The sequence below is a fragment of the Pseudomonas sp. B2021 genome, assembly GCF_018135665.1.
Classification (GTDB): domain Bacteria; phylum Pseudomonadota; class Gammaproteobacteria; order Pseudomonadales; family Pseudomonadaceae; genus Aquipseudomonas; species Aquipseudomonas lactis.
Window position 1 is genome coordinate 3,280,638 of record NZ_SMOF01000001.1, and the last position, 21,863, is coordinate 3,302,500.

General features: G+C 61.8%; 16 protein-coding genes and 1 pseudogene. 8 read left to right on the top strand and 9 right to left on the bottom strand.

What is annotated here, in order from left to right; all coding sequences use genetic code 11:
• Positions 1-56 precede the first annotated feature (56 nt).
• Complete coding sequence (locus E1K68_RS14665; protein ID WP_212614318.1) at positions 57-2,036, top strand: U32 family peptidase; 1,980 nt, start codon at positions 57-59, stop codon at positions 2,034-2,036.
• Between the two features lie 76 nt (positions 2,037-2,112).
• Here E1K68_RS14665 and E1K68_RS14670 read toward each other — a convergent pair whose 3' ends face one another.
• Entirely contained in the window at positions 2,113-3,021 is a 909-nt protein-coding gene (locus E1K68_RS14670; protein ID WP_212614319.1) for a DMT family transporter, read from the bottom strand.
• Positions 3,022-3,129: 108 nt separating this feature from the next.
• Here E1K68_RS14670 and E1K68_RS14675 point away from each other — a divergent pair, with 108 nt between their 5' ends.
• The 3 genes from E1K68_RS14675 (at position 3,130) to E1K68_RS14685 (ending at position 5,674) form a co-directional block, all read left to right on the top strand.
• A complete protein-coding gene (locus tag E1K68_RS14675; RefSeq protein ID WP_032897385.1) occupies positions 3,130-3,573 on the top strand; it encodes an Lrp/AsnC family transcriptional regulator in 444 nt (147 codons plus the stop codon).
• Between the two features lie 351 nt (positions 3,574-3,924).
• Positions 3,925-5,271, top strand: a complete 1,347-nt coding sequence (locus tag E1K68_RS14680; RefSeq protein ID WP_212614320.1) for a cation:proton antiporter — start codon at positions 3,925-3,927, stop codon at positions 5,269-5,271.
• A gap of 55 nt (positions 5,272-5,326) precedes the next feature.
• Positions 5,327-5,674 (top strand): helix-turn-helix transcriptional regulator, encoded by a 348-nt coding sequence (locus E1K68_RS14685; RefSeq protein WP_094774840.1) that lies wholly within the window; start codon positions 5,327-5,329, stop codon positions 5,672-5,674.
• Here E1K68_RS14685 and E1K68_RS28065 read toward each other — a convergent pair.
• From E1K68_RS28065 to E1K68_RS14695, 3 genes are all read right to left on the bottom strand, one after another.
• Complete coding sequence (locus E1K68_RS28065; RefSeq protein ID WP_003191171.1) at positions 5,665-5,799, bottom strand: hypothetical protein; 135 nt, start codon at positions 5,797-5,799, stop codon at positions 5,665-5,667. The genes E1K68_RS14685 and E1K68_RS28065 overlap by 10 nt on opposite strands.
• 11 nt (positions 5,800-5,810) lie before the next feature.
• On the bottom strand, positions 5,811-6,023 hold the full coding sequence (locus E1K68_RS14690) for a hypothetical protein (RefSeq protein ID WP_003191170.1): 213 nt from the start codon (positions 6,021-6,023) through the stop codon (positions 5,811-5,813).
• Positions 6,024-6,108: 85 nt separating this feature from the next.
• A complete protein-coding gene (locus E1K68_RS14695; protein WP_014718415.1) occupies positions 6,109-6,654 on the bottom strand; it encodes a hypothetical protein in 546 nt (181 codons plus the stop codon).
• A gap of 409 nt (positions 6,655-7,063) precedes the next feature.
• On the opposite strand from E1K68_RS14695, the gene E1K68_RS14700 reads away from it, so the two are divergent.
• Both E1K68_RS14700 and E1K68_RS14705 read left to right on the top strand, forming a co-directional pair.
• Entirely contained in the window at positions 7,064-8,473 is a 1,410-nt protein-coding gene (locus E1K68_RS14700) for a circularly permuted type 2 ATP-grasp protein (RefSeq protein ID WP_034135613.1), read from the top strand.
• Between the two features lie 2 nt (positions 8,474-8,475).
• The gene (locus E1K68_RS14705) at positions 8,476-9,426 is read left to right on the top strand and encodes an alpha-E domain-containing protein (protein ID WP_003191166.1); all 951 of its coding nucleotides are present in this window, start codon (positions 8,476-8,478) and stop codon (positions 9,424-9,426) included.
• Between the two features lie 103 nt (positions 9,427-9,529).
• Here the strand turns inward: E1K68_RS14705 and E1K68_RS14710 are convergent, their stop codons facing one another.
• Together E1K68_RS14710 and E1K68_RS14715 are read right to left on the bottom strand one after the other, a co-directional pair.
• A complete protein-coding gene (locus E1K68_RS14710) occupies positions 9,530-11,791 on the bottom strand; it encodes an ATP-dependent DNA helicase (protein ID WP_212614321.1) in 2,262 nt (753 codons plus the stop codon).
• Positions 11,788-13,434 (bottom strand): VRR-NUC domain-containing protein, encoded by a 1,647-nt coding sequence (locus E1K68_RS14715; protein WP_212614322.1) that lies wholly within the window; start codon positions 13,432-13,434, stop codon positions 11,788-11,790. The genes E1K68_RS14710 and E1K68_RS14715 overlap by 4 nt, the downstream gene beginning before the upstream one ends.
• A gap of 189 nt (positions 13,435-13,623) precedes the next feature.
• Here E1K68_RS14715 and E1K68_RS14720 point away from each other — a divergent pair, with 189 nt between their 5' ends.
• The gene (locus tag E1K68_RS14720; RefSeq protein ID WP_003191162.1) at positions 13,624-13,848 is read left to right on the top strand and encodes a YgdI/YgdR family lipoprotein; all 225 of its coding nucleotides are present in this window, start codon (positions 13,624-13,626) and stop codon (positions 13,846-13,848) included.
• A 121-nt stretch (positions 13,849-13,969) separates the two neighbouring features.
• Here E1K68_RS14720 and E1K68_RS14725 read toward each other — a convergent pair whose 3' ends face one another.
• On the bottom strand, positions 13,970-15,394 hold the full coding sequence (locus E1K68_RS14725; protein ID WP_094774836.1) for a lipase: 1,425 nt from the start codon (positions 15,392-15,394) through the stop codon (positions 13,970-13,972).
• A gap of 53 nt (positions 15,395-15,447) precedes the next feature.
• On the opposite strand from E1K68_RS14725, the pseudogene E1K68_RS27845 reads away from it, so the two are divergent.
• Positions 15,448-15,561, top strand: a pseudogene (locus tag E1K68_RS27845) (outer membrane lipoprotein carrier protein LolA); the annotation flags it as partial.
• Between the two features lie 13 nt (positions 15,562-15,574).
• On the opposite strand, the gene E1K68_RS14730 reads toward E1K68_RS27845, so the two are convergent.
• Positions 15,575-18,682: an autotransporter serine protease gene (locus E1K68_RS14730; RefSeq protein WP_212614323.1), complete on the bottom strand. Its 3,108-nt coding sequence runs from the start codon at positions 18,680-18,682 to the stop codon at positions 15,575-15,577.
• A 204-nt stretch (positions 18,683-18,886) separates the two neighbouring features.
• A complete protein-coding gene (locus E1K68_RS14735) occupies positions 18,887-21,844 on the bottom strand; it encodes an autotransporter serine protease (protein ID WP_212614324.1) in 2,958 nt (985 codons plus the stop codon).
• Positions 21,845-21,863 lie beyond the last annotated feature (19 nt).

Genomic DNA, 21,863 nt, shown 5'->3' on the forward strand with positions numbered 1-21,863 from the left:
GGCATTTCGCGGCTACAATGCGCGCCTCAACCGTGACAAGCCTGACTAAAAAAACTATGTCCTTGCCCAAGCATCACCTGGAATTGCTCAGCCCTGCCCGCGATGTCGCCATTGCGCGCGAGGCTATCTTGCACGGCGCCGACGCCGTTTATATCGGCGGGCCGAGCTTCGGCGCCCGCCATAATGCGTGTAACGAGGTGAGCGATATCGCTCAACTGGTGGAATTCGCCCGCCGCTACCACGCCCGCGTCTTCACCACCATCAACACTATCTTGCATGACAACGAGCTGGAGCCCGCACGCAAGCTGATCCATCAGCTCTACGATGCCGGTGTCGATGCGTTGATCGTGCAAGACCTGGGCGTGATGGAGCTGGATATTCCGCCGATCGAGCTGCACGCCAGCACCCAGACCGACATCCGCACACTGGGCCGGGCCAGGTTTCTCGACCAGGCCGGTTTCTCGCAGTTGGTACTGGCCCGCGAGTTGAACCTGCAAGAGATTCGCGCCATTGCCGATGAGACCGATGCTGCCATCGAGTTCTTTATCCACGGCGCCCTGTGCGTAGCCTTCTCCGGCCAGTGCAATATCTCCCACGCGCAAAATGGCCGCAGCGCCAACCGTGGCGACTGCTCCCAGGCCTGCCGCCTGCCCTACACCTTAAAAGATGACCAAGGCCGCGTTGTAGCCTTTGAAAAGCACCTGCTGTCGATGAAAGACAACAACCAGAGCGCCAACCTGCGCGCCCTGGTCGAAGCGGGTGTGCGTTCGTTCAAGATCGAAGGCCGCTACAAGGACATGGGCTATGTGAAGAACATCACCGCCTACTACCGCCAGCGCCTCGACGAGATCCTCGAAGACCGCCCGGACCTGGCCCGCGCTTCCAGCGGCCGTACCGCGCACTTCTTCCTGCCCGACCCGGAAAAAACCTTCCACCGTGGCAGCACCGATTACTTTGTCAGCGACCGCAAGATCGACATCGGCGCCTTTGACACCCCGACCTTCACCGGGCTGCCCGTGGGCACCGTGGAAAAAGCCGGCAAGCGCGACTTGCAGGTGGTCACCCATGAGCCGCTGTCCAACGGCGACGGCCTGAATGTGCTGATCAAGCGTGAAGTGGTGGGCTTTCGTGCCAACATCGCCGAGCCCAAGGGTGAGTTCGAGGAAGACGGTGAGAAGCGCTACCGCTACCGCGTCGAGCCTAACGAAATGCCGGCCGGCCTGCATCAACTGCGCCCCCATCACCCGCTCAACCGCAACCTGGACCACAACTGGCAACAGGCCCTGCTCAAGACCTCGGCCGAGCGCCGTATCGGCTTGTCATGGGTCGCGCGCCTGCGTGAAGAGCAGCTGCAAATCACCGCGACCAGCGAAGAAGGCATCAGCGCCAGCGTTATCCTGCCCGGCCCGTTTGGCGTGGCCAACAAGCCGGAACAGGCGCTGGACACCCTGCGCGACCTGCTCGGCCAGCTCGGCACCACCGAATACCATGCCACCCGCATCGAGCTGGATGCGCCGCAGGCGTTCTTCATCCCCAACTCGCAGCTCAAGGCCTTGCGCCGTGAAGTGATCGAAGCGCTGACTGTCGCACGCGTCGCCGCGCACCCACGGGGTGGGCGCAAGGCTGAAACCTCGCCGCCGCCGGTTTACCCTGAGGCGCACCTGTCGTTCCTGGCCAACGTCTACAACCAGAAGGCCCGGGACTTCTACCATCGTCACGGCGTAAAGCTGATCGACGCAGCCTTCGAAGCCCACGAAGAAACCGGCGAAGTGCCGGTGATGATCACCAAGCACTGCCTGCGTTTCTCGTTCAACCTGTGCCCTAAACAGGCCAAGGGCGTGACCGGGGTGAAGACCAAGGTGGCGCCGATGCAGTTGATCCATGGTGACGAAGTGTTGACCTTGAAGTTCGACTGCAAACCTTGCGAGATGCACGTGGTGGGCAAGATCAAGGGGCATATCCTCGGCCTGCCGCAGCCAGGCAGCGCAGTGGAGCATTTCAACCCGGAAAACCTTATCTACCAAGGCACGCACTAACCCTCACCTGTAGGAGCGAGCTTGCTCGCGAAAAACCAGAGAACGCCGCGTTTCACCCCGATGCGCTGCGTCATCGTTAACCTTCTTCGCGAGCAAGCTCGCTCCTACCCAGGTTGCGGGGCCACCACCAGCCCCGCTGCAACCCCGCCGCTGCCAGCAGAATCGCCGCCACGCCCAGCCATTGCAGCCACCCCAGGCGATGCCCGAACGCAATCCAATCCACTAAGATCGCTGCAATCGGGTAGATGAACGACAGTGCGCCGGTAATGGCGGTCGGTAGTTTCTGGATCGCGCCATACAGCAGCACATACATCAACCCGGTATGCACAACCCCCAAGATCAGCAGCGCAGCCCAGGCATTTGTGGACGCAGGTAAGCCATTCCAGGGCACCAGCGGTGCCAGTAGTACCGCACCAGTGGCCACCTGAATCAATGCCATCAAATGTGGCGGTATTTCCTTGAGGCGCTTGATGATCAGCGCAGCGATCGCATACAAAAATGCCGCCCCCAGGGCCAGCGCGATGCCTACCAGATAATCACCGCCACCGGTTTGCTCGCCATGGGCGGTGACAATCGCCAACATGCCCAGGAACGCCACGCTCAACCACGCCAGTTTCTGCACGGTGATTTTTTCACCGAGAAACACCGCCGCCAGCATCACCAACATAAACGGCTGCACGTTATACACCGCCGTGCTGATAGCGATGGAGGCACGGGAATAGGATTCAAACAGCAACAGCCAGTTGCCGACAATGGCCACGCCGCTGAGCATGGCCAGCCCCAGTTTCGCCCAACTGAGCAGGTCTACACGCAGGTAACCCAGCCAGGCGCACACCAGTAACAGTGTCAGCGCGCCGATCACGCAGCGCCAGAACACCACCTCGATCACCGACACGCCAGACACCAGCACAAACCAGCCAATACTGCCCGAGATCAGCATGGCGGCGACCATTTCCCACGACCCGCGACGGATGGATGAATCCATGATTGAAGCTCCTCAAGTGAAGCTCCAGTATGGCAATCTGTCCGCGACGGCTACAGCGTCAAAAAAAGGCAAAACCCCGAATTCACCTTTTCTTATTAGGCACAGACCATGATCGACACCATCGACCAGCAATTGATCGCCGCCTTGATGGACGACTCGCGGCTGTCCCTCAAGGCCCTGGCGGGCATCACCGGGCTGTCCTCGCCCAGCGTCAGCGAACGCCTGCGGCGCCTGGAAGAACGCGGCGTGCTGACCCACTACACCGTCGACATCGACCCCAAACACTTCGGCTACCTGCTGCAAGCCATCGTGCGCATCCGCCCCCTGCCCGGCAAACTGCAGGAAGTGGAGCGCCAGATCCAGGCAATCCCTGAATTCACCGAATGCGACAAGGTCACCGGCGAGGACTGCTTCATCGCACGCCTGCATGTGCGCACCATGGACCAGTTGGACAGCCTGCTGGACCGGATCAATGGGTATGCCGAAACCAATACGGCGATCGTGAAGAAAACCCCGGTGAAACGGCGCCTGCCGCCGCTGGGGGATCGCTAAGGTGCCATGCCAAGGGCGTGTCATGACCAAACACAGTCAAATGTGGGAGCGGGCTTGCTCGCGAATACAGGGTGTCAGTCACCGACTATGTTGACGGGTATACCGCATTCGCGGGCAAGCCCGCTCCCACAGGGGATCTGCGCCGGGCGCTGATTCTGTGGGCAATACATAATTAGTGTGGGAGCTGGCTTGCCTGCGATAGCGATGGTTCAGTTGAATATTCAGTGACTGACACGCCGCATTCGCGGGCAAGCCCGCTCCCACAGAAGCCACTTCAAGCCGTTGATTGTTTGAACCCGCACTTGGCCACGGCCCTCCAACCTGAATGAACCACGGCCGGGTACACGCACAATGACGTTCATTTTATGGTTGGCCGTATTGGGCGCGGTGCTGCTGACGCTCGCGCTCACTTCCTCCTACCTGCGCTGGATGCCAGTCACCACCTCAGCGGTGTGCCTGCTGCTGGGTATCGCCATCGGCCCGCTGGGCGTTGACCTGCTGGACCTGGACATCAAGGATTCGGCGCGCTGGATGGAGCACCTGACCGAAGTGGCAGTGCTGTTTTCGCTGTTTGTCAGCGGCTTGAAATTGCGCCTGCCGCTCAAGCATCGCACCTGGCGCATCGCCTTTGGGCTGGCCGGCCCGGTCATGCTGTTGACCATCCTCGGTACCGGGCTGTTGCTGCATCACCTGCTGGATATGTCGTGGGGCGTGTCATTGCTGGTGGGCGCGATTTTGGCGCCGACCGACCCGGTGCTGGCGGGCCTGGTTCAGGTCAACAATGCCCAGGATTACGACGCGCTGCGCTTCGGCCTGTCCGGCGAAGCGGGGCTGAACGATGGCAGCGCCTTTCCGTTTGTGATCTTCGGCCTGCTGTTCATGCAACACAGCGGCTTCGATGGCGACTGGGTCGGCGGTTGGGTGCTGAAAAACCTGGTATGGGCGGTGCCGGTCGGGCTATTGATCGGCTACTGGATGGGGCGAGGTATCGGCCGTGTGACGTTGCGCCTGCGGCTGATCAATGCCGACAGCACCCTGTCGCCCAATGATTACCTGACGCTGGCATTGATCGCCCTCGCCTATGTGAGCGCCGAAGCCGTGGGCGGCTATGGCTTCCTGTCGGTATTCGCGGCGGGCCTGGGGTTGCGTCAGGCCGAGGTGAAGTCCACCGGTAATGCCCAGACACCCGCCGAGCACCTGGCGCAACCGGTGGTGGGCCACCTTGAAATCGAGCCCGAGCAAGCCTTGCATGGCGACGTCAGCCACCTGAAAGACACCCAGATCGCGGCAGGTGTGATGATGGGCGACATGCTGGCCTTCGGCAGCCTGGTGGAGCGGGCCATGGAGGTGTTCCTGGTGACAGTCTTGGGCATCGTGCTGATCAGCCACTGGGAGTGGGCCGCGTTGGCGGTAGCGCTGCTGCTGTTCTGTGTAATTCGCCCCGCCAGCGTATTCGCCATGCCGTGGGGCCGCCTCCTGGACCGTCGTCAACGCAGCCTGGTCAGTTGGTTCGGTATTCGTGGGATCGGCAGCATTTACTACCTGTTCTATGCGCTCAACCATGGGCTGGTCGGCACCAGCAGCGAGGTGGCGGTCAACCTGACGCTGTCGGTCATCGCGTTGAGCATCCTGGCCCATGGCCTGAGTACCCAGCCGATGCTGGCGTGGTATGAGCGTAAGGCTGCGCAAAAAAAATGAATCCTGCACCGCGCCGGGGTTTCAAACAGTCAGGACCCACAGTACGAGCCAGCCAATGAAAAAGATCGCCCAACGATTGCTTGAGGAACGCCAACGCCTGGGATATTCGCAGCAATATCTGGCGCAGGCAGGCGGCGTGACCGCACGCGAGCAACGTCAATATGAAGTGGGCGAAGACCTGCCCCATGCCGACTATCTGGCAGCCTTGGCCGAGCATGGGGTGGATGTGGTGTATGTGATCACGGGCAAGCGCAGCACGGTGGTCAATATCAGCCGCGACCAGGCGCAGACGCTGATCGATAACCGCGTGGTGGGCCAGGAGGTGTCGCTGGACGGCGGGGCCGAGGAAGACGTCTACTTCAAGCTCAGCAATCCCTCGGGCCCGCCGCCGGATCAGTCCTGATTTTCAGTGTTGCCAACGTCCGCCGCTTCATCCAGGTCGTTCAGCGGTACTTCGGCATCGTCCATCAGCGAACCCGGGTCTTCGTTGCCGGGGTCGTTGAGTTCTTCGTCCAGTTCTTTTGACATGAGCGTCTCCTCTAACCGCCTTGGGTATCGATGTCGGCATCGGTTTCAGGCTTGGGCTCGCGCTCAGGCTTGAAGTCTGGACTGTAGTCGTTTTCCTTGGCCTTTGGGTCGCTCGCAGGCGTCGGATCCTTGGGCGCATCGGCGGCGGTGCCAGGGGCAGGCTCGCCGCCGTCGATCGCCGGGTCATTGCGATTGTTAGTCTGTGGATCATTAGATTGGGTCATGAGGCACCTCTTTGCAGGCCGGTAAAAAATCTGTACCGCATAGAGGTAAGGCGTCATGGCCACGGCTGAAGTTCCGTTCGCTTGCTCAGCGCAGCGGGTTGTCCACCTGGATATAGAACGCATAGATGCCCAACACCAGCCAGAACACCATGAACAGCCATGGCGCACGCATGGAAAACAACAGCGACTTGCGATAGCCCTTGTGGCTCGACTCCACCTCGGAAAACAGCGGCGATTCATCGTACGCCATGCCCATCACCGGCTCGCTGCGCAGCAATTCGCTTTGCTTGTAGTGCCAGTGGTCGATGATTTCATACGCCGCACGGATACCGGGCCAGGCATTCAGCGAACTGAGAATACCCAGCGAAACCAGGAAGATCGGCACCACCAGCGTGAACAGCTTGCCCCATTCCGGGTTGAGGTTACCCATGCCGGAAACAAAGGCAATCACCAGGAAGGACTGCGCCGTCAGGTAGGCGTCGGTGCGGTTGGCCAGGATGCTGGTTTCGTACTGAATCTCGCGCCGGTAAAAGTCGAGGCGGTCCTTGGGCGAGCCGAAAATCTTTGCGTTGTGTTCGCTGTGGTCGTTCAGGGCCGCTTCCGGAGTGTGGGGGGAGATGATTCTGGACACGACGGTGCTCCACAAGGTGACGAAACTCCTTAGAAGAATCGGGGCCTAGTGAAGTTCAAGTCGGTTCACGCACCAATTCAGGGCAGCCACCGCCCTCTGTAGGAGCGGGCTTGCTCGCGAAAAACGTCAACGCTAACGCGGGCTGCCTGATTAAACGCGGTGCCGGTGAGTTTTTCGCGAGCAAGCTCGCTCCTACAGGGGATTAACGGCATTCCGGCACAGGCATTGCTTTATCCATTCACCACCCGGAAAACAGGAGCATGCGTTACCCCCTGACCCAGAGCCGCCCCTATAAGAAAGTAAGGACCAGGTCTGTTGGCACCTTCAGCCACGGGCTCATAAAAACATGCGTTTTTTTAAGCGGCAGTGCCACCCAAAGCCACACACTGGGCACTGACAAGGTACTGGAATGGCTCGATCTTTCTTTGATGAAATGAATGACGCAAACGGCGTATGCCGTGCGCACTATCAGGACTTCTCTCGCTGGCTGGCCAACACGCCGCCGGAACTGCTGGCCCAGCGTCGCCGTGAAGCGGATTTGCTGTTCCATCGCGCCGGGATCACCTTCACCCTGTATGGCGACGAGCAAGACACCGAACGCCTGATTCCCTTCGACATCATTCCCCGCAGCATCCCCGCCAGTGAATGGAGCCTGATCGAGCGCGGCTGTATCCAGCGGGTTAATGCATTGAACATGTTCCTCGCCGACATCTACCACGACCAGCGCATCATCAAGGCCGGGATTATTCCCGCCGACCAGGTCCTGGGCAATGAGGGCTATCAGAAAGCCATGGTCGGTCTTGACCTGCACCGCGGCATCTACTCGCACATCTCCGGCGTCGACCTGGTTCGCGACGGCGACGGTACCTACTACGTGCTGGAAGACAACCTGCGCACCCCCAGCGGCGTGAGCTACATGCTCGAAGACCGCAAGATGATGATGCGCCTGTTCCCGGAAGTGTTCGCCAAGCAGCGCATTGCGCCGGTGGATCATTACCCTAACCTGCTGCTCAAGACCTTGAAGAACTCCAGCCGCCTGGACAATCCCAACGTGGTCGTCCTGACTCCAGGGCGCTTCAACAGCGCCTTCTTCGAACACGCGTTCCTTGCCCGGGAAATGGGCGTGGAACTGGTGGAAGGCGCCGATCTGTTCGTGCAGGACCTCAAGGTGTTCATGCGCACCACCGACGGCCCCAAGGCCGTGGACGTGATATACCGGCGCATCGACGACGCTTTCCTCGACCCCCAGGCGTTCAACCCCGAGTCGATGCTCGGCGTGCCCGGGCTGGTGGCGGCTTACTGCGCCGGCAATGTGGTACTGGCCAACGCCATCGGCACCGGGGTGGCTGACGACAAGTCGATCTACCCCTACGTACCGGCCATGATCCGCTTCTACCTGGACGAGGAACCGATCCTGCAGAACGTGCCGACCTTCCAATGCCGCAAGCCCGATGAACTGTCCCATGTGCTGGCCAACCTTGAGCAATTGGTGGTCAAGGAGACCCAGGGTTCCGGCGGCTACGGCATGCTGGTGGGCCCGGCGTCGACGGCCGCCGAGATCGAAGACTTCCGCCAGCGCATCAAGGCCCGTCCCCATGCCTATATCGCCCAACCCACCTTGAGCCTGTCCACCTGCCCGACCTTTGTCGAAAACGGCATCGCGCCCCGGCACATCGACCTGCGACCCTTCGTGCTCTCGGGCAAGGAAACCCGCCTGGTGCCCGGTGGCTTGACCCGCGTGGCGCTGAAGGAAGGCTCGCTGGTCGTCAACTCGTCGCAAGGCGGTGGAACCAAGGACACCTGGGTGGTGGAGGGCTGAGTATGCTGAGTAGAACGGCTGCAGATCTGTATTGGATGTCGCGCTACCTGGAACGCGCCGAGAACCTGGCACGCATGCTGGAAGTCAGTTATTCGCTGTCCTTGATGCCCCAGGCCGGGCGCAGCGATGGCCTGGATGAACTGGCGATGTCGTTGCTCAGCAGCGGCACCCTGGACAGCTACCTGGAACGGCACCAGACCCTGGATGCTGAGCGCATGTTGCACTTCTTTGCCCTCGATGCAGAAAACCCCGCGAGCATTTACAACTGCCTGCGCGCCGCCCGAGGCAATGCCCATGCGGTACGCGGGCGCATCACCGCCGACATGTGGGAAAACCTCAACGCCACCTGGCTGGAAATGCGCAGCATCGCCGCCGGTGGCCTGGCGCGACACGGTATCAGCCACTTCTGTGACTGGGTCAAGCAGCGCTCGCACCTGTTTCGTGGCGCAACCTCGGGCACCATCATGCGCAATGACGCCTACCGCTTCATTCGCCTGGGCACCTTTGTCGAGCGCGCCGATAACACCCTGCGCCTGCTGGATGCACGCTATGAGATGTTCGGCGAAGAGTCCGAAGAAGTCAGCGACCTGTCGGCACGCGGTTATTACCAGTGGAGCGCCCTGCTGCGCGCGTTGTCGTCGTTCGAGGCGTATACCGAGCTGTATCCGAATGCCTTGAATGCACGCTCGGTATCCGAGCTGTTGCTGTTACGCAGTGATGTGCCGCGTTCGCTGCATGCCTGCATCGAGGAATTGAGCCATATTCTGGCGGACCTGCCCGGCAGTTATGGGCGCACGGCGCAACGCCTGGCGGCGGAGTTCGAGGCGCGGCTGCGGTACACGGGGATTGATGAGATTCTGGAAGATGGGCTGCACACTCGGCTGACAGAATTCATCGACACCGTGCGTGAGTTGGCGCGGGAGATACAAAGCTCCTACCTGGAAGTGGTCTAACACAAACCTGTAGGAGCGAGCTTGCTCGCGGAAAACTCACCGGCGCCGCGTTTATTCAGAAAACCCGCGTTATCGTTGACGTTTTTCGCGAGCAAGCTCGCTCCTACAGGGGGGTGATCGCCCACCAGCGCGGCAGCAACTGGCGCACCCGCGACTCGCCGAAGCGGTCGTCGATCAGCATCACCACCCCGCGATCCTGCTGGCTGCGGATCACCCTCCCCGCTGCCTGCACCACTTTCTGAATGCCGGGATACAGGTAGGTGTAGTCGTACCCCGCGCCGAACACCGCGCCCATGCGCGCTTTGATCTGTTCATTCACCGGGTTGAGCTGCGGCAAACCCAGGGTGGCGATAAAGGCACCGATCAGGCGCGCACCCGGCAGGTCGATACCTTCGCCAAACGCACCGCCCAGCACCGCAAAGCCAATGCCCTGGCTGTGGTGGGTGAACTGCTCCAAAAAGGCGTGGCGCTCGGCCTCGGCCATGCCCCGCGCCTGCAACCACAACTCAACCTGTGGGTGCCGTTCGGCCATTAACTGGGCCACCTGTTGCAGATAATCGAAGCTTGAGAAAAACGCCAGGTAGTTACCCGGTTGCGCGGCGAATTGCCGGGCGAGCAGTTCCACAATGGGCTCCAGCGATGCCTGGCGATGCACAAACCGCGTAGAGATGCGGTCAATGATGCTGACCTGCAATTGCTCGGCCTTGAACGGTGATGCCACATCAACCCAGGCGGTATCCGCCGGCAGGCCCAGCAAGTCCGCGTAATAATGGCGCGGGCTCAAGGTCGCGGAAAACAGCACGCTGCTGCGTGCGGCGGTCAGCCTGGGCCGAATGAACTCGGCCGGCACTACATTGCGCAGGCACAGGGTCGAGCTGCTGCGCTTGCCGCTGAACTGGCGCTTGGTGATATCGAAGATAAAGTGCTCATTGAACAGCTCAGCCACTTTGGCCCATTGCAGCGCGTCGAAGTAGAAGGCTTGCAGGTCGCCGCTGAGGGCTTCGGGGTGGTCGTTGAAGTAGTCGCCCATGGCGCTGGTGCACAGGCTCAGCGCCTGGAGCAGTTTGTCCGGTTTGGCCGCGTATGCCTGATACGGCGCGAGTTGGTCCTTGTGCAACGCATTCCACTCGCGGTTCAAGCGCTGCAAGGGTTTGTTCAGGGGCTCGGGCGCGTTATCGCGCAAGGTCTTGAGGCTGTACTGATCCAGGCTGGCGCTGTACATCGAGCGCGCGCGTTCGACCAGGTTGTGCGCCTCGTCCACCAGCACCGCGACGCGCCATTGGTTGAGCTGGGCCAAGCCGAACAGCATGGCGCCAAAGTCGAAGTAATAGTTGTAGTCGGCGACGATCAGGTCGCTCCAGCGCGCCATTTCCTGGCTCAGGTAGTACGGGCATACCTGATGGGCCAGCGCTACGTTGCGCAGGCTGCGCTGGTTGAGCAAGCGCACCTGGGACGCAGCCTGGCGGGCGGCAGGCAGGCGGTCGTAAAAACCCTTGGCCAATGGGCAGGAATCACCGTGGCAGGCTTTGTCCAGGTGTTCGCACGCCTTGTCCCGGGCCACCAGTTCAAGCACACGCAGTGACAGCTCGGGGCTGCTGTCGTACAGAACCTGGGCGGCATCCAGGGCCAGCTTGCGGCCGGGCGTCTTGGCGGTGAGGAAGAACAGTTTGTCCAGTTGCTGCGGCGCCAGGGCCTTGAGCAGCGGAAAAATAGTGCCGATGGTCTTGCCAATGCCAGTGGGCGCCTGGGCCATCAGGCACCGGCCCGTACTCACCGCTTTGTAGACCGACTCGGCCAGGTCGCGCTGCCCGGTACGGAAGTCGGCATGGGGAAACGCCAGGCTCTGCGCAGCGGCGTTACGCGCGTCGCGATGCTGCATCTCTTGCCGGGCCCAGTCCAGGAACAGCGCGCATTGGTGATTGAAGAATTGCTCAAGGCCTGGCGCATCGAATCGCTGGTTCAGCACGGTTTCGCCTTCGCCGACGATATCGAAGTACACCAGCGCCAGGTCAATGTGATCGAGCCCGAGTTTCTGGCACATCAGCCAGCCATACACCTTGACCTGGGCCCAGTGCAGTTGCCGGTGGTTGGCGGGCTGAGCGGCGAGGTCGCCACGGTAGGTCTTGACTTCTTCCAGGCGGTTGGCGTCCGGGTCATAGCCGTCCGCCCTGCCCCGCACCTTGAGCTGCTGGTAGTCGCCCTCCAGGGCAACCTCATGCTGATAATGCGCGCTGCGCCGGGACGCCACCGTACGATGGCCGACAATGCCTTCCTGGGCGCTGGGCGACGGCGTAAAGCGCAGGTCGAGGTCGCCGACCTTGGCGGTGAACTCACACAGCGCCCGCACGGCCACGCTGTAACTCAAGCGGGTTGCTCCGCCCAGCGCACGTAGCAAACGGTGACCGGCATCTGGTATTCGCCGCAGAATGCCAGCCAACGCAACTGGTTGTCTTGCAGGCGGTCGCCGGGGCCCTTGACCTCGATCATGCGATAGGTGTTTTGCGCCGGCCAGAACTGGATGAGGTCCGGCATCCCGGCCCGGTTGGCACGGATATCCTGCAACAGGCGCGTAAACCAATGGCGCAAATGCTCGGCGGGCAGGCAGGCCAGGGCTTGCTCCAGCAGTTCTTCGCTGAGCAGGTTCCAGAACACAAAGGGCGACTGAATGCCCCATTTGTCCATGTAGCGTTGGCGGATGCTGGCCTTGTAGCGACCGTCCTCCAGTTGCGCAAAGCACGCGGCAAACAAGGCTTCACGGCGCTGATAAAAGTCCTCGCTGTGCAAGTCCGCCGGCCCGCGCTGGAACGGGTGGAAGAACGCCCCTGGCAGCGGTGCGAAAATCGCTTCCCAGCACAGCAAGCCAAACAGCGAATTGATCAGGCCATTCTCGACGTAATGCACCGGCGCATCCGGTTCACTCAGGTGCGCCAGCACACAGGACTCCACCGACAGCAGCGGCTCCTGCACCAGCGCCAGGTCCAGGCGCGCCACCGCTTGGGGCTTGGCCCTGGGCAGCGCCGGCCCGCCAAGTTTGCGGCGCAGGCGCGGCACGACGCGCAGCAGGTGTTGTTGTTCCGCTGCGCTGTGTGGGGCCTGTTGCGCCTCGCTCGCCAAGGCCATGGCTTGGGCGTAATCCTCCTGGCGCTCCAGTACGCGGATCAGCCGCGCCCGCGCGCCGGGATAAGTGCAATTGCGGTAGATCTGTTCGGCCAGTGCCAGCTCGGCGCAACGTTCGCAATACTGGCCGATCTGGAACAGCAGCTTGGCGCGGCGCTTTTCCAGCCAGGGGTTGCCGGTACACAGCGTGGCGACCTGTGCCAACACCGTATCCAATGCCTCACCGGCTTCAAAGGCTTGCTGGCAATGGTGCAGGAACAGAAACCCGTGCACGTCGTCACGGCTGCGTAAACCGCGAGACTCGGCGCAGAACTCGACTTTTTCATAGGTGTAGATACCCAGGTCCGCCAGCACGAACTCCGACCAGTCTTGGTGCAGGTTGCCGAAGAACATCAGGCGCAGGCGATCACATAACTCCATTACCGTCAGGCTATAGAGCACATCGTCCACGTCGGGGCACCACTGGGCAAAGCTGCGCGTTTCGGTAAATTGCGCGGCCAAGGGTTCAAGCCAATCGGCCTTGTTGGCCTTGGGTTGATCGATCCAGGGCCTGAAGGCGCCGAGCAGTTCACTTTTTTGCAGCAGCGCAAACAGGGTGGCAAACGGCAGCGGGCTTTGATCCTCGACCCATCCCAACTCACGCAAAGGCCGCGCCGCCGCATGAGGGCAACCGATTTCCAGGTAATGGAGCTTGGCGGCACGAAAATGCACGCCCTTGCGCATCACCATCCGCACCAACAACGCCTGGGACGCCTGGGGCAACCTGTCAAATTGCTGAATGAAATGCTGTTCGTGAGCATCGAGCAAATCGGCATAGCGTTGCCCCAACCACACCAGCACTTGGCGGAAGTTATGCAGGTAATACAAGGGGTCTTCGAGGGGATTGGCCATGGCGCAAAGCAATCAAGTACTGGTTATGCATACAGAGTGCCGGGGCAAAGCGGTTGTTGCAATCAGTAATAGATAAATGGCGCCTGCAACTTTTTGCAAAAAAACAATCTGATGAGGGGGTTGATCAAGTAATATTTATGGCCGCGCAGCCAGACGCTGCGGGACTTTTCAGGGTTAAAGGTAAGGGTTATGAACATGAAGAATTTGGGTCTGCCACTGGTTGCACTCACTTTTCTGGTATTAGCCGGTTGCTCCACGCAAACCGTAGTGACCTTGCAAAATGGCACGCAATATTTGACCAAGGACACGCCCAACGCCAAGACGGCCGACGGCTTCTACGAGTTCACCGATATTGCCGGCAAGCGTATTCGTATCAAGGCCGATGATGTGGCCACGGTGCGTAAGGAAAAATGATCATCTAGCAACACCCCATCAAATGTGGGAGCTGGCTTGCCTGCGATAGCGATTTGTCAGTCACCGCATGGCTGTCTCGACCGCCGCCATCGCAGGCAAGCCAGCTCCCACACCGAATACGTTAGCTGATGACTATCCCCTCCCCCGACAGACTGCTCACACCCACCAGCGTCACCGAATCCGTACCAAAACTAATGACGGTATCCCCGCCCACCACCTTGGCGTGATCGCGGTAATCATTGCTGCCCGCCACATCGTTGAACACCAGCTTGTCCGTCGCCTGATAGCCAATCACCCGGTCATTGCCAAACTGCCCGCTGAACAAAAACGTGTTATGCCCGCTGCTGTCGCGGATCGTGTCATTGCCCTTGCCGCCTTCGATAAAGTCCGCGCCCCTGCCGCCTTTGATCAGGTCGTCGCCGTCGCTGCCGATGATGAAGGTATTGCCCTTGTGCGTCTCTGCATTGCGGTTGAGGTCTTGCACCCAGGTGGTGGCCCGTGCCGGGTCGGACAGGTTGGCGACGATCACCGTGGAGTCGCGGGTCATCTGCTCGTAGAAGCCCGAATCGAGGATGCGGGTCATGCCGTCGCCGTAACCGGTGGGCAAGTGCGAGACCCAGGTGGGCAGGTTGAGGATGGAAAACGGCAGCACGTTCCACAGGGATGAGGCGTAGTGGTCGTTGAAGCTGACGATGTTGTCGGTGCTCGATTCGTGGGGTTTGTCGTGCACGCCCAGAGACGACAGGTTGAATGACGAGCCATCCAGGGCGCGGAACACCGGGTCGTTTTCATAGCCGACGTTAAGCACCTTGTCGCCGGCGCTCTGGGTCGGCGACGCGTAGGCCACGTAGTTGGAGTCCTTATAAAACCCTGACCAGGTGCTGTCGCTCAAATCGGCCATGCTGTTGACCGCCAGGCCCCCCAGGCTGTGGCCGCTGACCACGACGTCATTGCCGCTCAGGCCCTGGGCGCTGGCGTAGTCCGCCACGTTCTTGAGCAAGCCGCCAAAGGCTTCGCCCGCGTAGTTCTTGGCGTAATCCTTGGGCCCGAAGGCGGCGAGCAGGTCGCTGATCACATCGCCGATGGAGTCGGTGATCACACTTTCCCGAGGCCCCGAAGTGCCGCGAAAACTGATGCCGAGTTCCAGCAGTTTGCCAGCGTCATCATATTTGCCCAGCACCTCGGCCTGCGCCGTGCCGTAGCCGAATTTTTCGCCAAAGAAGGTGCCGCGTTCATCAACCTTGCCGCTGTAGCCCAGGGTGCTGGCGCTGATGGGCGTCCAGCCGGCTGCTTGCACCGCCTCAAGGGCGGCTTTTTCCGAGTCGGGGTTCCAGGGGATGCCGGGGATGACCCCTTGGGCGTTGGTGCCGCCAATCAGCGCGCTGACCAGGGTGGCGGGCAGGCCCAGGCCGAGGCCGTTGTTCTGGTAGCCGACGGCAAAGCCGTTATCCAGGTTGTGGTAGGAATACAGCGTGATCGCCATGGCATCGGCGAACAGCGCCTTGGAGTCCTCGGTACCGAGGTTTTTATAGTCAAAGATACCCATTGGTAGTGCCTCTCTGTTGTTGGATTTGTAGAGAAAGCCAAAACACCTGTTATCTGTTACCACCTGTAGGAGCGAGCTTGCTCGCGAAGGTCGTCAACGATGACGCGTTCTACCTGAAGGAACGCGGCGCACTTGAGTTTTTCGCGAGCAAGCTCGCTCCTACAGTGGTTTTTCAAAACTTTAGAACGCCCAATCCAGGCTCAAGCCGACGCCGTGCACCTTCTCCTTGCTGGCCAGCAGGCCGTTGTAATCGAAGTTCACCCGCGCATCCTTGCTCAAGGCCAGGCTGACCCGTGCCCCGACCAACGCAGCATCGCGCACCATTGGCGCACTTTCCACAGCGAACGAAGGGCCGCCCGAGGCAAACGCCAGGTGCTGCTCCGAATCGGTACTGCTCAGGTTGTGCTGCCAGCCCAGGGTGCCGGAGACTTCCAGTTGCTGGTGATCGTTGATATTGAAGGTCTTCAAGGCGCGCATACCCAGGGTGCTGAGCACCAGGTCACGGCTGTCATCGCCACTTCTCAGCGCGGCGGCGTCGCCCTTCTCTTTGAAGCTGTCAGTTGCCAGGTGCACGTAGGCCAGATTGGCGAACGGCTCCAGGGCCAGCGGTTGCAGGTTGATGCGGTACGCAGCTTCGGTGAACACCTGGGTGCTGTGGGCATCGACCTTGGCCTTTTGCTTGCCGCTGACGTCGCCGTATTGCAGGTCGCGTTTGACATCGGCGCGGTGCCAGCTGTAGGTCGCGCCGCCACTCAGGCGCCAGGCGCCGATTTCATGCCCGGCATAGGCGCCGAAATGGTAGCTGTCGACCGAAGCGCGGCTGTGGGTGCCGCTGCCCATGTTCAGCGACGTGTCGCTGTAGCCGGCCACCAGGCCAATGCGTGTGGCGTCATCGAGGGCACCGTCCACACCGGCGAGCATGCCGCCGATGGAGGTGGTGTAGCCCGCGGTGTCGTTGCGGCTGTCGGTCTTGCCCCATGCGCCCAGTGCCTTGACCCACACGTTGCCACGGCTGTCGATGGCTTGGCTGGCAGCGCCCATTTCACCGTTGCGCAGGCGTTCGCCCACGGCTTCGCGCACGTAGCGGCTGTCATTGACCAGCGCGGTTTCCAGCGCCGGGTAAACCTCGCCGCTCAGTTGCTGGAACGCGCCCTGGGCCGAGGCGGCCGTGGGTGCCAGCAGCAAGCTTTCATACACACCGTTGCCCGCGCCCAATTGCTCGACGGCGCCGGCCACGGCGCGCTGGTTCGGCGTGGCGGCCACACTGGTGAAGCTGTTGGTGCGTGCCACATCCAGTTGCACACCGTTGGCGGCGTAGTTCAAGGTGCCGCCGACAAACAGGTAGTTGGGCACCACTGCCGCGAAACTGCCGGTGACGCCACCTGCCGCTTGCAGGATGTTGTACTGACGGCCGATCAGGCTTTGGGCCTGGGTGGCGCTCAACAAGGTCGGGCTATTTTCCAGGGCCAGGGTCACGGTGCCGCCGTTGAGGGTGGCCGTGCCGCCGGCGACGATGCGATCGCTGCTGGTGGGCGACAGTTCTACCGCGTAGGTGGAACCCGGTTCAAAGTTGACGTTGCCCGCCACGTTCAAGGTGCCGATGGAATTGCCCGGCGCCACGGTGCCGCCGCTGTTCGCGCTCAGCGAACCGATACGCCCCGAACCACCGACCACGCCGCTCTGGCTCACAGTGACGTCGGAGGTAACCGAACCGTTGATCGCCAGCAAGCCCTGGTTGACCCGCGTCGGCCCGCTGTAGGTATTGGCGCCGGTGAGCACCAAGGTACCGATGCCCTGCTTGGTCAGGCCGCCATGGCCCGAGATGTCATTGCTCCACACATCGCGCCCGCAGTGCAGGTCGTCGCACACACGCTGGGTGGGTTTGCCGGCATCCACCACCGCGCCGACACCCGGCAGGTCCGCGACGAACTGGCCGCTGCCGTAGGCGCCGTCGATACGGAACTCGGCCGGGATATCTTCAGCGGTGATAAACATCCCTGGGCCGTTGACCGCTTTGCCCAGGTTGATCATGCCCCAGCCGTACAACGAGTCGATGCCCGGCGCGCCGAGGTCGGTGGCGGTGGTCTTGAGCACGGTGGAAATCTGGTCGCCGCTCATGTACTGGAAGCGCTCCATCAGCACCGCTGCGGCGCCCGCCACGTGAGGTGCGGCCATGGAGGTGCCATTTTTGTTGGCCCAGTCGGTGGTGAGGTTTTCCAGGCTGGTACCGTTGATGATGGAGCTGTAGATCTTGGTGCCGGGTGCCGATACGCAGAAGCTCGCCGCATAGCCACAACGCGAGGAGAACGTACTGATCACATACGGATCGGGGCTGGCGGTATTCGGGTTCTGCTGGAGGGCCGCGACGGACAGCCAGTTAGGCGCGATCTCTGGCACAAAATACGCAAGGCCGGAAATCGCATCCGGGTTGTTGAGGTTGTAGTCATTGCCTGCGGCAAAGATGGTCAGCACACCGCTGCGGGCCGCGTCGATGGCGCCTTGGTACGCACCACCTGCTAGGGTGCCAAGGATCGGCCGGATGGTATTGAACTGCGCCTGGGCCTCGTTGACGGTGAAGTTGGGGAACGCCGGATCACGGCCCCCTTTGGCGTACTGATCACCGATGCCGATGCCCCAACTGTTGTTGATGATGCGCGCGCCACTGGCGACCAGCCCATCCCAACCGGCCTTGTACACGGCGCCGTCGTTGCCAAGGATGATCCCGTCTTCCGGCCCCGGGTCACCGTTTTCGGCGGTGAGGATCTGTGCGTTGAACGCCACGCCATGCATCGGCCCGCCATCGCGGTTACCGGCCGCAATGCCGCCGACGTGGGTGCCGTGGTTACCCAATTTGCCGTTGGAGTCCTTGGACGGCGTGCCGTCGTAGCGGAACGCGTCGCCCGCCTTCACCGGGATATACGGATCGGTGTATTGGCGAATGCCCTCGGTGACAATCGTCACCACCTTGTCAGGGCTGGCGAACTCCGGGTGCTGGGCGTACACCGGCTGGTCGAAGATCCCCAGCTTGACGCCCTTGCCGGTATAGCCAGCCGCATAGGCGGTGTCGGCGTGCACGGCGCCCAGGCCCCAGTCGGCCTTGAACTCATTGCTGCGCCAGCTGGCGGCGTCGCCCAGTTTGCCGGTTTCCACATAGGGTGCAGCCTGGGCGGTCCCCAGGCTTGCCAGGCAACACAACAACGCGCCATATGGCACGCAGCTCAGCGCCTTGAGCGGATAGCCCGGGCCTGTGTGGATGGCGGTAGTTAACCCTGACTTGCGTTTTTTCACGGTGACCTTCCTTAGTTTTCTTATTGCACGTGTGTAAATCACTTCTCCAGAACACCGCCGCTGATCGTTCCCACGCTCCGCGTGGGAATGCGGCCCCGGACGCTCTGCGTCCCAAAGCGTGACGCGGAGCGTCACAAGAGGCGTTACCACGCGGAGCGTGGGAACGATCAGCGGAGCGTGGGAACGATCAGGTTCGCTGTGTCTTCAGAACTGCCAGTTCAGGCTCAAGCCCACGCCCTGGGTTTTCGCGCGCCCACCCAGTTGGCCGTTGTAATCCAGGTTGACCCGTGTCGATGCATTCAGCGCCAGGCTGGCCTGCACGCCCACCAAGGCAGCGTCGCGCAGCAATGGCGCACTGCGCACGGCAAATGAAGGCCCGCCCGCGACAAACGCCAAGTGCTCTTCGGACTCCACCGCCGTCAGGCTGTGTTGCCAGCCCAACGAACCGGACAGGTCCAGTTGCTGATGGTCATTGAGGGCCAGGGTTTTCAGGGCACGTACGCCAAGGGTGCTGAGCACCGCGTCACGCCGGTCGCTGCCGCGCTCCAGGGCCGCGGCATCGCCTTTTTCGTGGAAGGACTCGCTGTTGAGATGCACATAGGCCAGGTTGGCGAACGGCTCCAGCGCCACGGCTTGCAGGCGGAGGCGGTACGCGGCTTCGGTGAAGACTTGCGCCGTGGTCGCGTCCAGCTTGGTTTTTTGCTTGCCGCTGACATCACCCCATTGCAGGTCGCGCTTCACATCGCCGCGATGCCAGCTGTAGGCACCGCCGACGCTCAGGCGCCAATCACCCAGCTCGCGCCCGGCGTACGCGCCAAAGTGGTAGCTGTCGATGGATGCCGATGAATGGGTACCACTGCCCATGTTCAAGGAGCTGTCGCTGTAACCGGCGACCACACCCACGCGGGTCTGCTCATCCAGCGCGCCATCCACGCCCGCCAACAGGCCACCGATGGAGGTGGTGGAACCCGCCGTTTCAGTGCGTCTGTCGGTCTTGCCCCAGGCGCCCAGTGCTTTGAACCACAGGTTGCTTTCACCGGTCACTGGCACATGGCGCAGGCGCTCGCCCACGGCATTACGCAGTTGCAGGCTGTCGTTGATCAGCATCGCACCCACGGCGGGGTAGATTTCCCCGGACAGTTGCTGCAAGCCCTGCTGGGCCACGGTGACCGATTGCGACTGCAGCAGGCTTTCATACACCGGGTTGCCAGCGCCCAATTGCTCGGCGGCCGCCGCGACGTTGCGCTGGTTGCGGGTGGCGCCGACGCTGGCGAAGCTGGCGTCGTTGCGCCCCACGTTCAGTTGCACGGCATTGGCGGCGTAGTCCAGGGTGCCACCGAGGAACAGGTAGTTGGGCAGCACTTGCCCGAACTGGCCCTGAATGCCGCCCGCTGCCTCGAGAATCGAGTACTGCCGGCCGATCAGGCTTTGGGCCTCGCTCTGGCTGAGCAAGGTGGGGCTGTTTTCCAGCGCCAGCGTGACGGTGCCGCCGCCCAGAACTGCCTGACCGCCGGCAACAATGCGGTCGCTGCTGGTGGGCGTCAGTTCCACGGCATAGGTCGAGCCGGCGCCGAGGTTTACATCCCCCGCCACCTGCAATGTACCCACCGAATTGCCTGGCGCCACACGGCCGCCGCTGTTTACCGACAGCGCGGCGATACGTCCGGCCCCCCCCAGGGTGCCGCTGTCATTGACCGTCACTGCCGAAGCCAGCGAGCCATTGACGGCCAACAGTCCGCCGTTGACCAGGGTCGCACCGCGATAGGTGCTGTCGCCGCTGAGCACCAGACTGCCGGCACCGGCCTTGATCAGGCTGCCTTCGTACACGCGGTTGGCGGCGGCCTGGTCGCGGGCATTGCCGATGGCGTAGTCGGTCTGGTCCTGCTGGCTGGCAGTGGCGCCCACGCCGTTTTGCCAACCCTTGTCGATCAGGGTTTGCTGCCAAGCCGTGTGTTCGGCGCGGTCCTCGGCCTGGCGCTGGATGAGCGCCTGGTCGGAGATGCCGTTGCTCCACACGTCAGCCTGTCCGGCTGCCAGGTTGACCTCCATGGGCCCGAGCAGTTGCCCTGGGCCGTGCATCGCCCGGCCCAGGTCAGGCACGCCCCAGCCGACGATGGCGTTAGGCGCCTGGGTGATCGAGCCGTCGAGCTGCGTGGCGGTGGTCAGCAGCACCTGCAAGGCTTGCTCGTTGGTCATGTAAGGATAACGTTCCATCACCAGCGCCAACGCGCCAGTGGCATGGGGCGCTGACATCGAGGTGCCGGACTTCACCCCATACCCCCCGTCGGGAATAGTGCTGTTGATCAGCGCGCCGGGGGTAGAAATACACCAGTACTTGGCGACGCCGCACTTGTTGTATTTCTGGTTGTTGGCTTTATCCAGCCCGGATACGGCCAGCCAGTGGCCTTCCAGTTCCGGCTGGAAATACGGCAAGGCCGAGCGCACGCTGGCGTTGGCATAGCCGCTGTTGCCAGCGCTGAACACGTTGATCACACCGGCCTTGGCCACGTCCGCCGCAGCGTCCAGCCAGGTGCCCCGGTTGTAATGCTGGGCGTACGCCGCATGCATGTTGTCCAGGGTCTGGTAGCTGACGTCCTTGGGCTGGCTGCCCCAGCTGTTGTTGATAGCGCGCACGCCGGAGTCCACCAAAGCGGTGTACACGGTCTTGAAGTATTTGGGGTCTGGCGTGGGGCCGAACAGGAAGCTGTCGTTGGCGTTGGTGTTGCCCACAAAGACTTGCGCGTTGTAAGCAACGCCATGCATACCCACGCCGTCGCGGGCGGCGCCCATGGTGCCGGTGACGTGGGTGCCGTGGGAATCGTTGTTCGGGTTGAGCGCGCCGGTGGTGCTGAAGGCGCTGCCATCGACATAGGTGCCAGTGGCGGTGACCGGGTGGAAACGGTCTTTGGCGGCTTCGGGGTGATTGGCATCGAACCCTGAGTCCAGCGCGCCGATTTTCACGCCCTTGCCGCTGATCCCGGCGGCGTAGGCTTCATCGGCTTTCATACGGCCCAGGCCCCAGTCGCTCTGGTACTCGGTCGAGCGCCAGCTGGCAGGGTTACCCGGTTGGCCGGTCTCGGTGTATTGCGCCTGTGCCGCAACGGACAGCAAGAGCAAGGAACCTGCGGTGAAGGGTTTGAAACGTGGTGAATCGGTGATCATGTGCACACTCCCTATTATT

Bases quoted from the DNA above. Each gene is read 5' to 3' on its own strand.
- E1K68_RS14665 (WP_212614318.1), top strand. From the start codon at position 57: ATGTCCTTGCCCAAGCATCACCTGGAATTGCTCAGCCCTGCCCGCGAT.
- E1K68_RS14670 (WP_212614319.1), bottom strand. From the start codon at position 3,021: ATGGATTCATCCATCCGTCGCGGGTCGTGGGAAATGGTCGCCGCCATG.
- E1K68_RS14675 (WP_032897385.1), top strand. From the start codon at position 3,130: ATGATCGACACCATCGACCAGCAATTGATCGCCGCCTTGATGGACGAC.
- E1K68_RS14680 (WP_212614320.1), top strand. From the start codon at position 3,925: ATGACGTTCATTTTATGGTTGGCCGTATTGGGCGCGGTGCTGCTGACG.
- E1K68_RS14685 (WP_094774840.1), top strand. From the start codon at position 5,327: ATGAAAAAGATCGCCCAACGATTGCTTGAGGAACGCCAACGCCTGGGA.
- E1K68_RS28065 (WP_003191171.1), bottom strand. From the start codon at position 5,799: ATGTCAAAAGAACTGGACGAAGAACTCAACGACCCCGGCAACGAAGAC.
- E1K68_RS14690 (WP_003191170.1), bottom strand. From the start codon at position 6,023: ATGACCCAATCTAATGATCCACAGACTAACAATCGCAATGACCCGGCG.
- E1K68_RS14700 (WP_034135613.1), top strand. From the start codon at position 7,064: ATGGCTCGATCTTTCTTTGATGAAATGAATGACGCAAACGGCGTATGC.
- E1K68_RS14705 (WP_003191166.1), top strand. From the start codon at position 8,476: ATGCTGAGTAGAACGGCTGCAGATCTGTATTGGATGTCGCGCTACCTG.
- E1K68_RS14715 (WP_212614322.1), bottom strand. From the start codon at position 13,434: ATGGCCAATCCCCTCGAAGACCCCTTGTATTACCTGCATAACTTCCGC.
- E1K68_RS14720 (WP_003191162.1), top strand. From the start codon at position 13,624: ATGAACATGAAGAATTTGGGTCTGCCACTGGTTGCACTCACTTTTCTG.
- E1K68_RS14725 (WP_094774836.1), bottom strand. From the start codon at position 15,394: ATGGGTATCTTTGACTATAAAAACCTCGGTACCGAGGACTCCAAGGCG.
- E1K68_RS14735 (WP_212614324.1), bottom strand. From the start codon at position 21,844: ATGATCACCGATTCACCACGTTTCAAACCCTTCACCGCAGGTTCCTTG.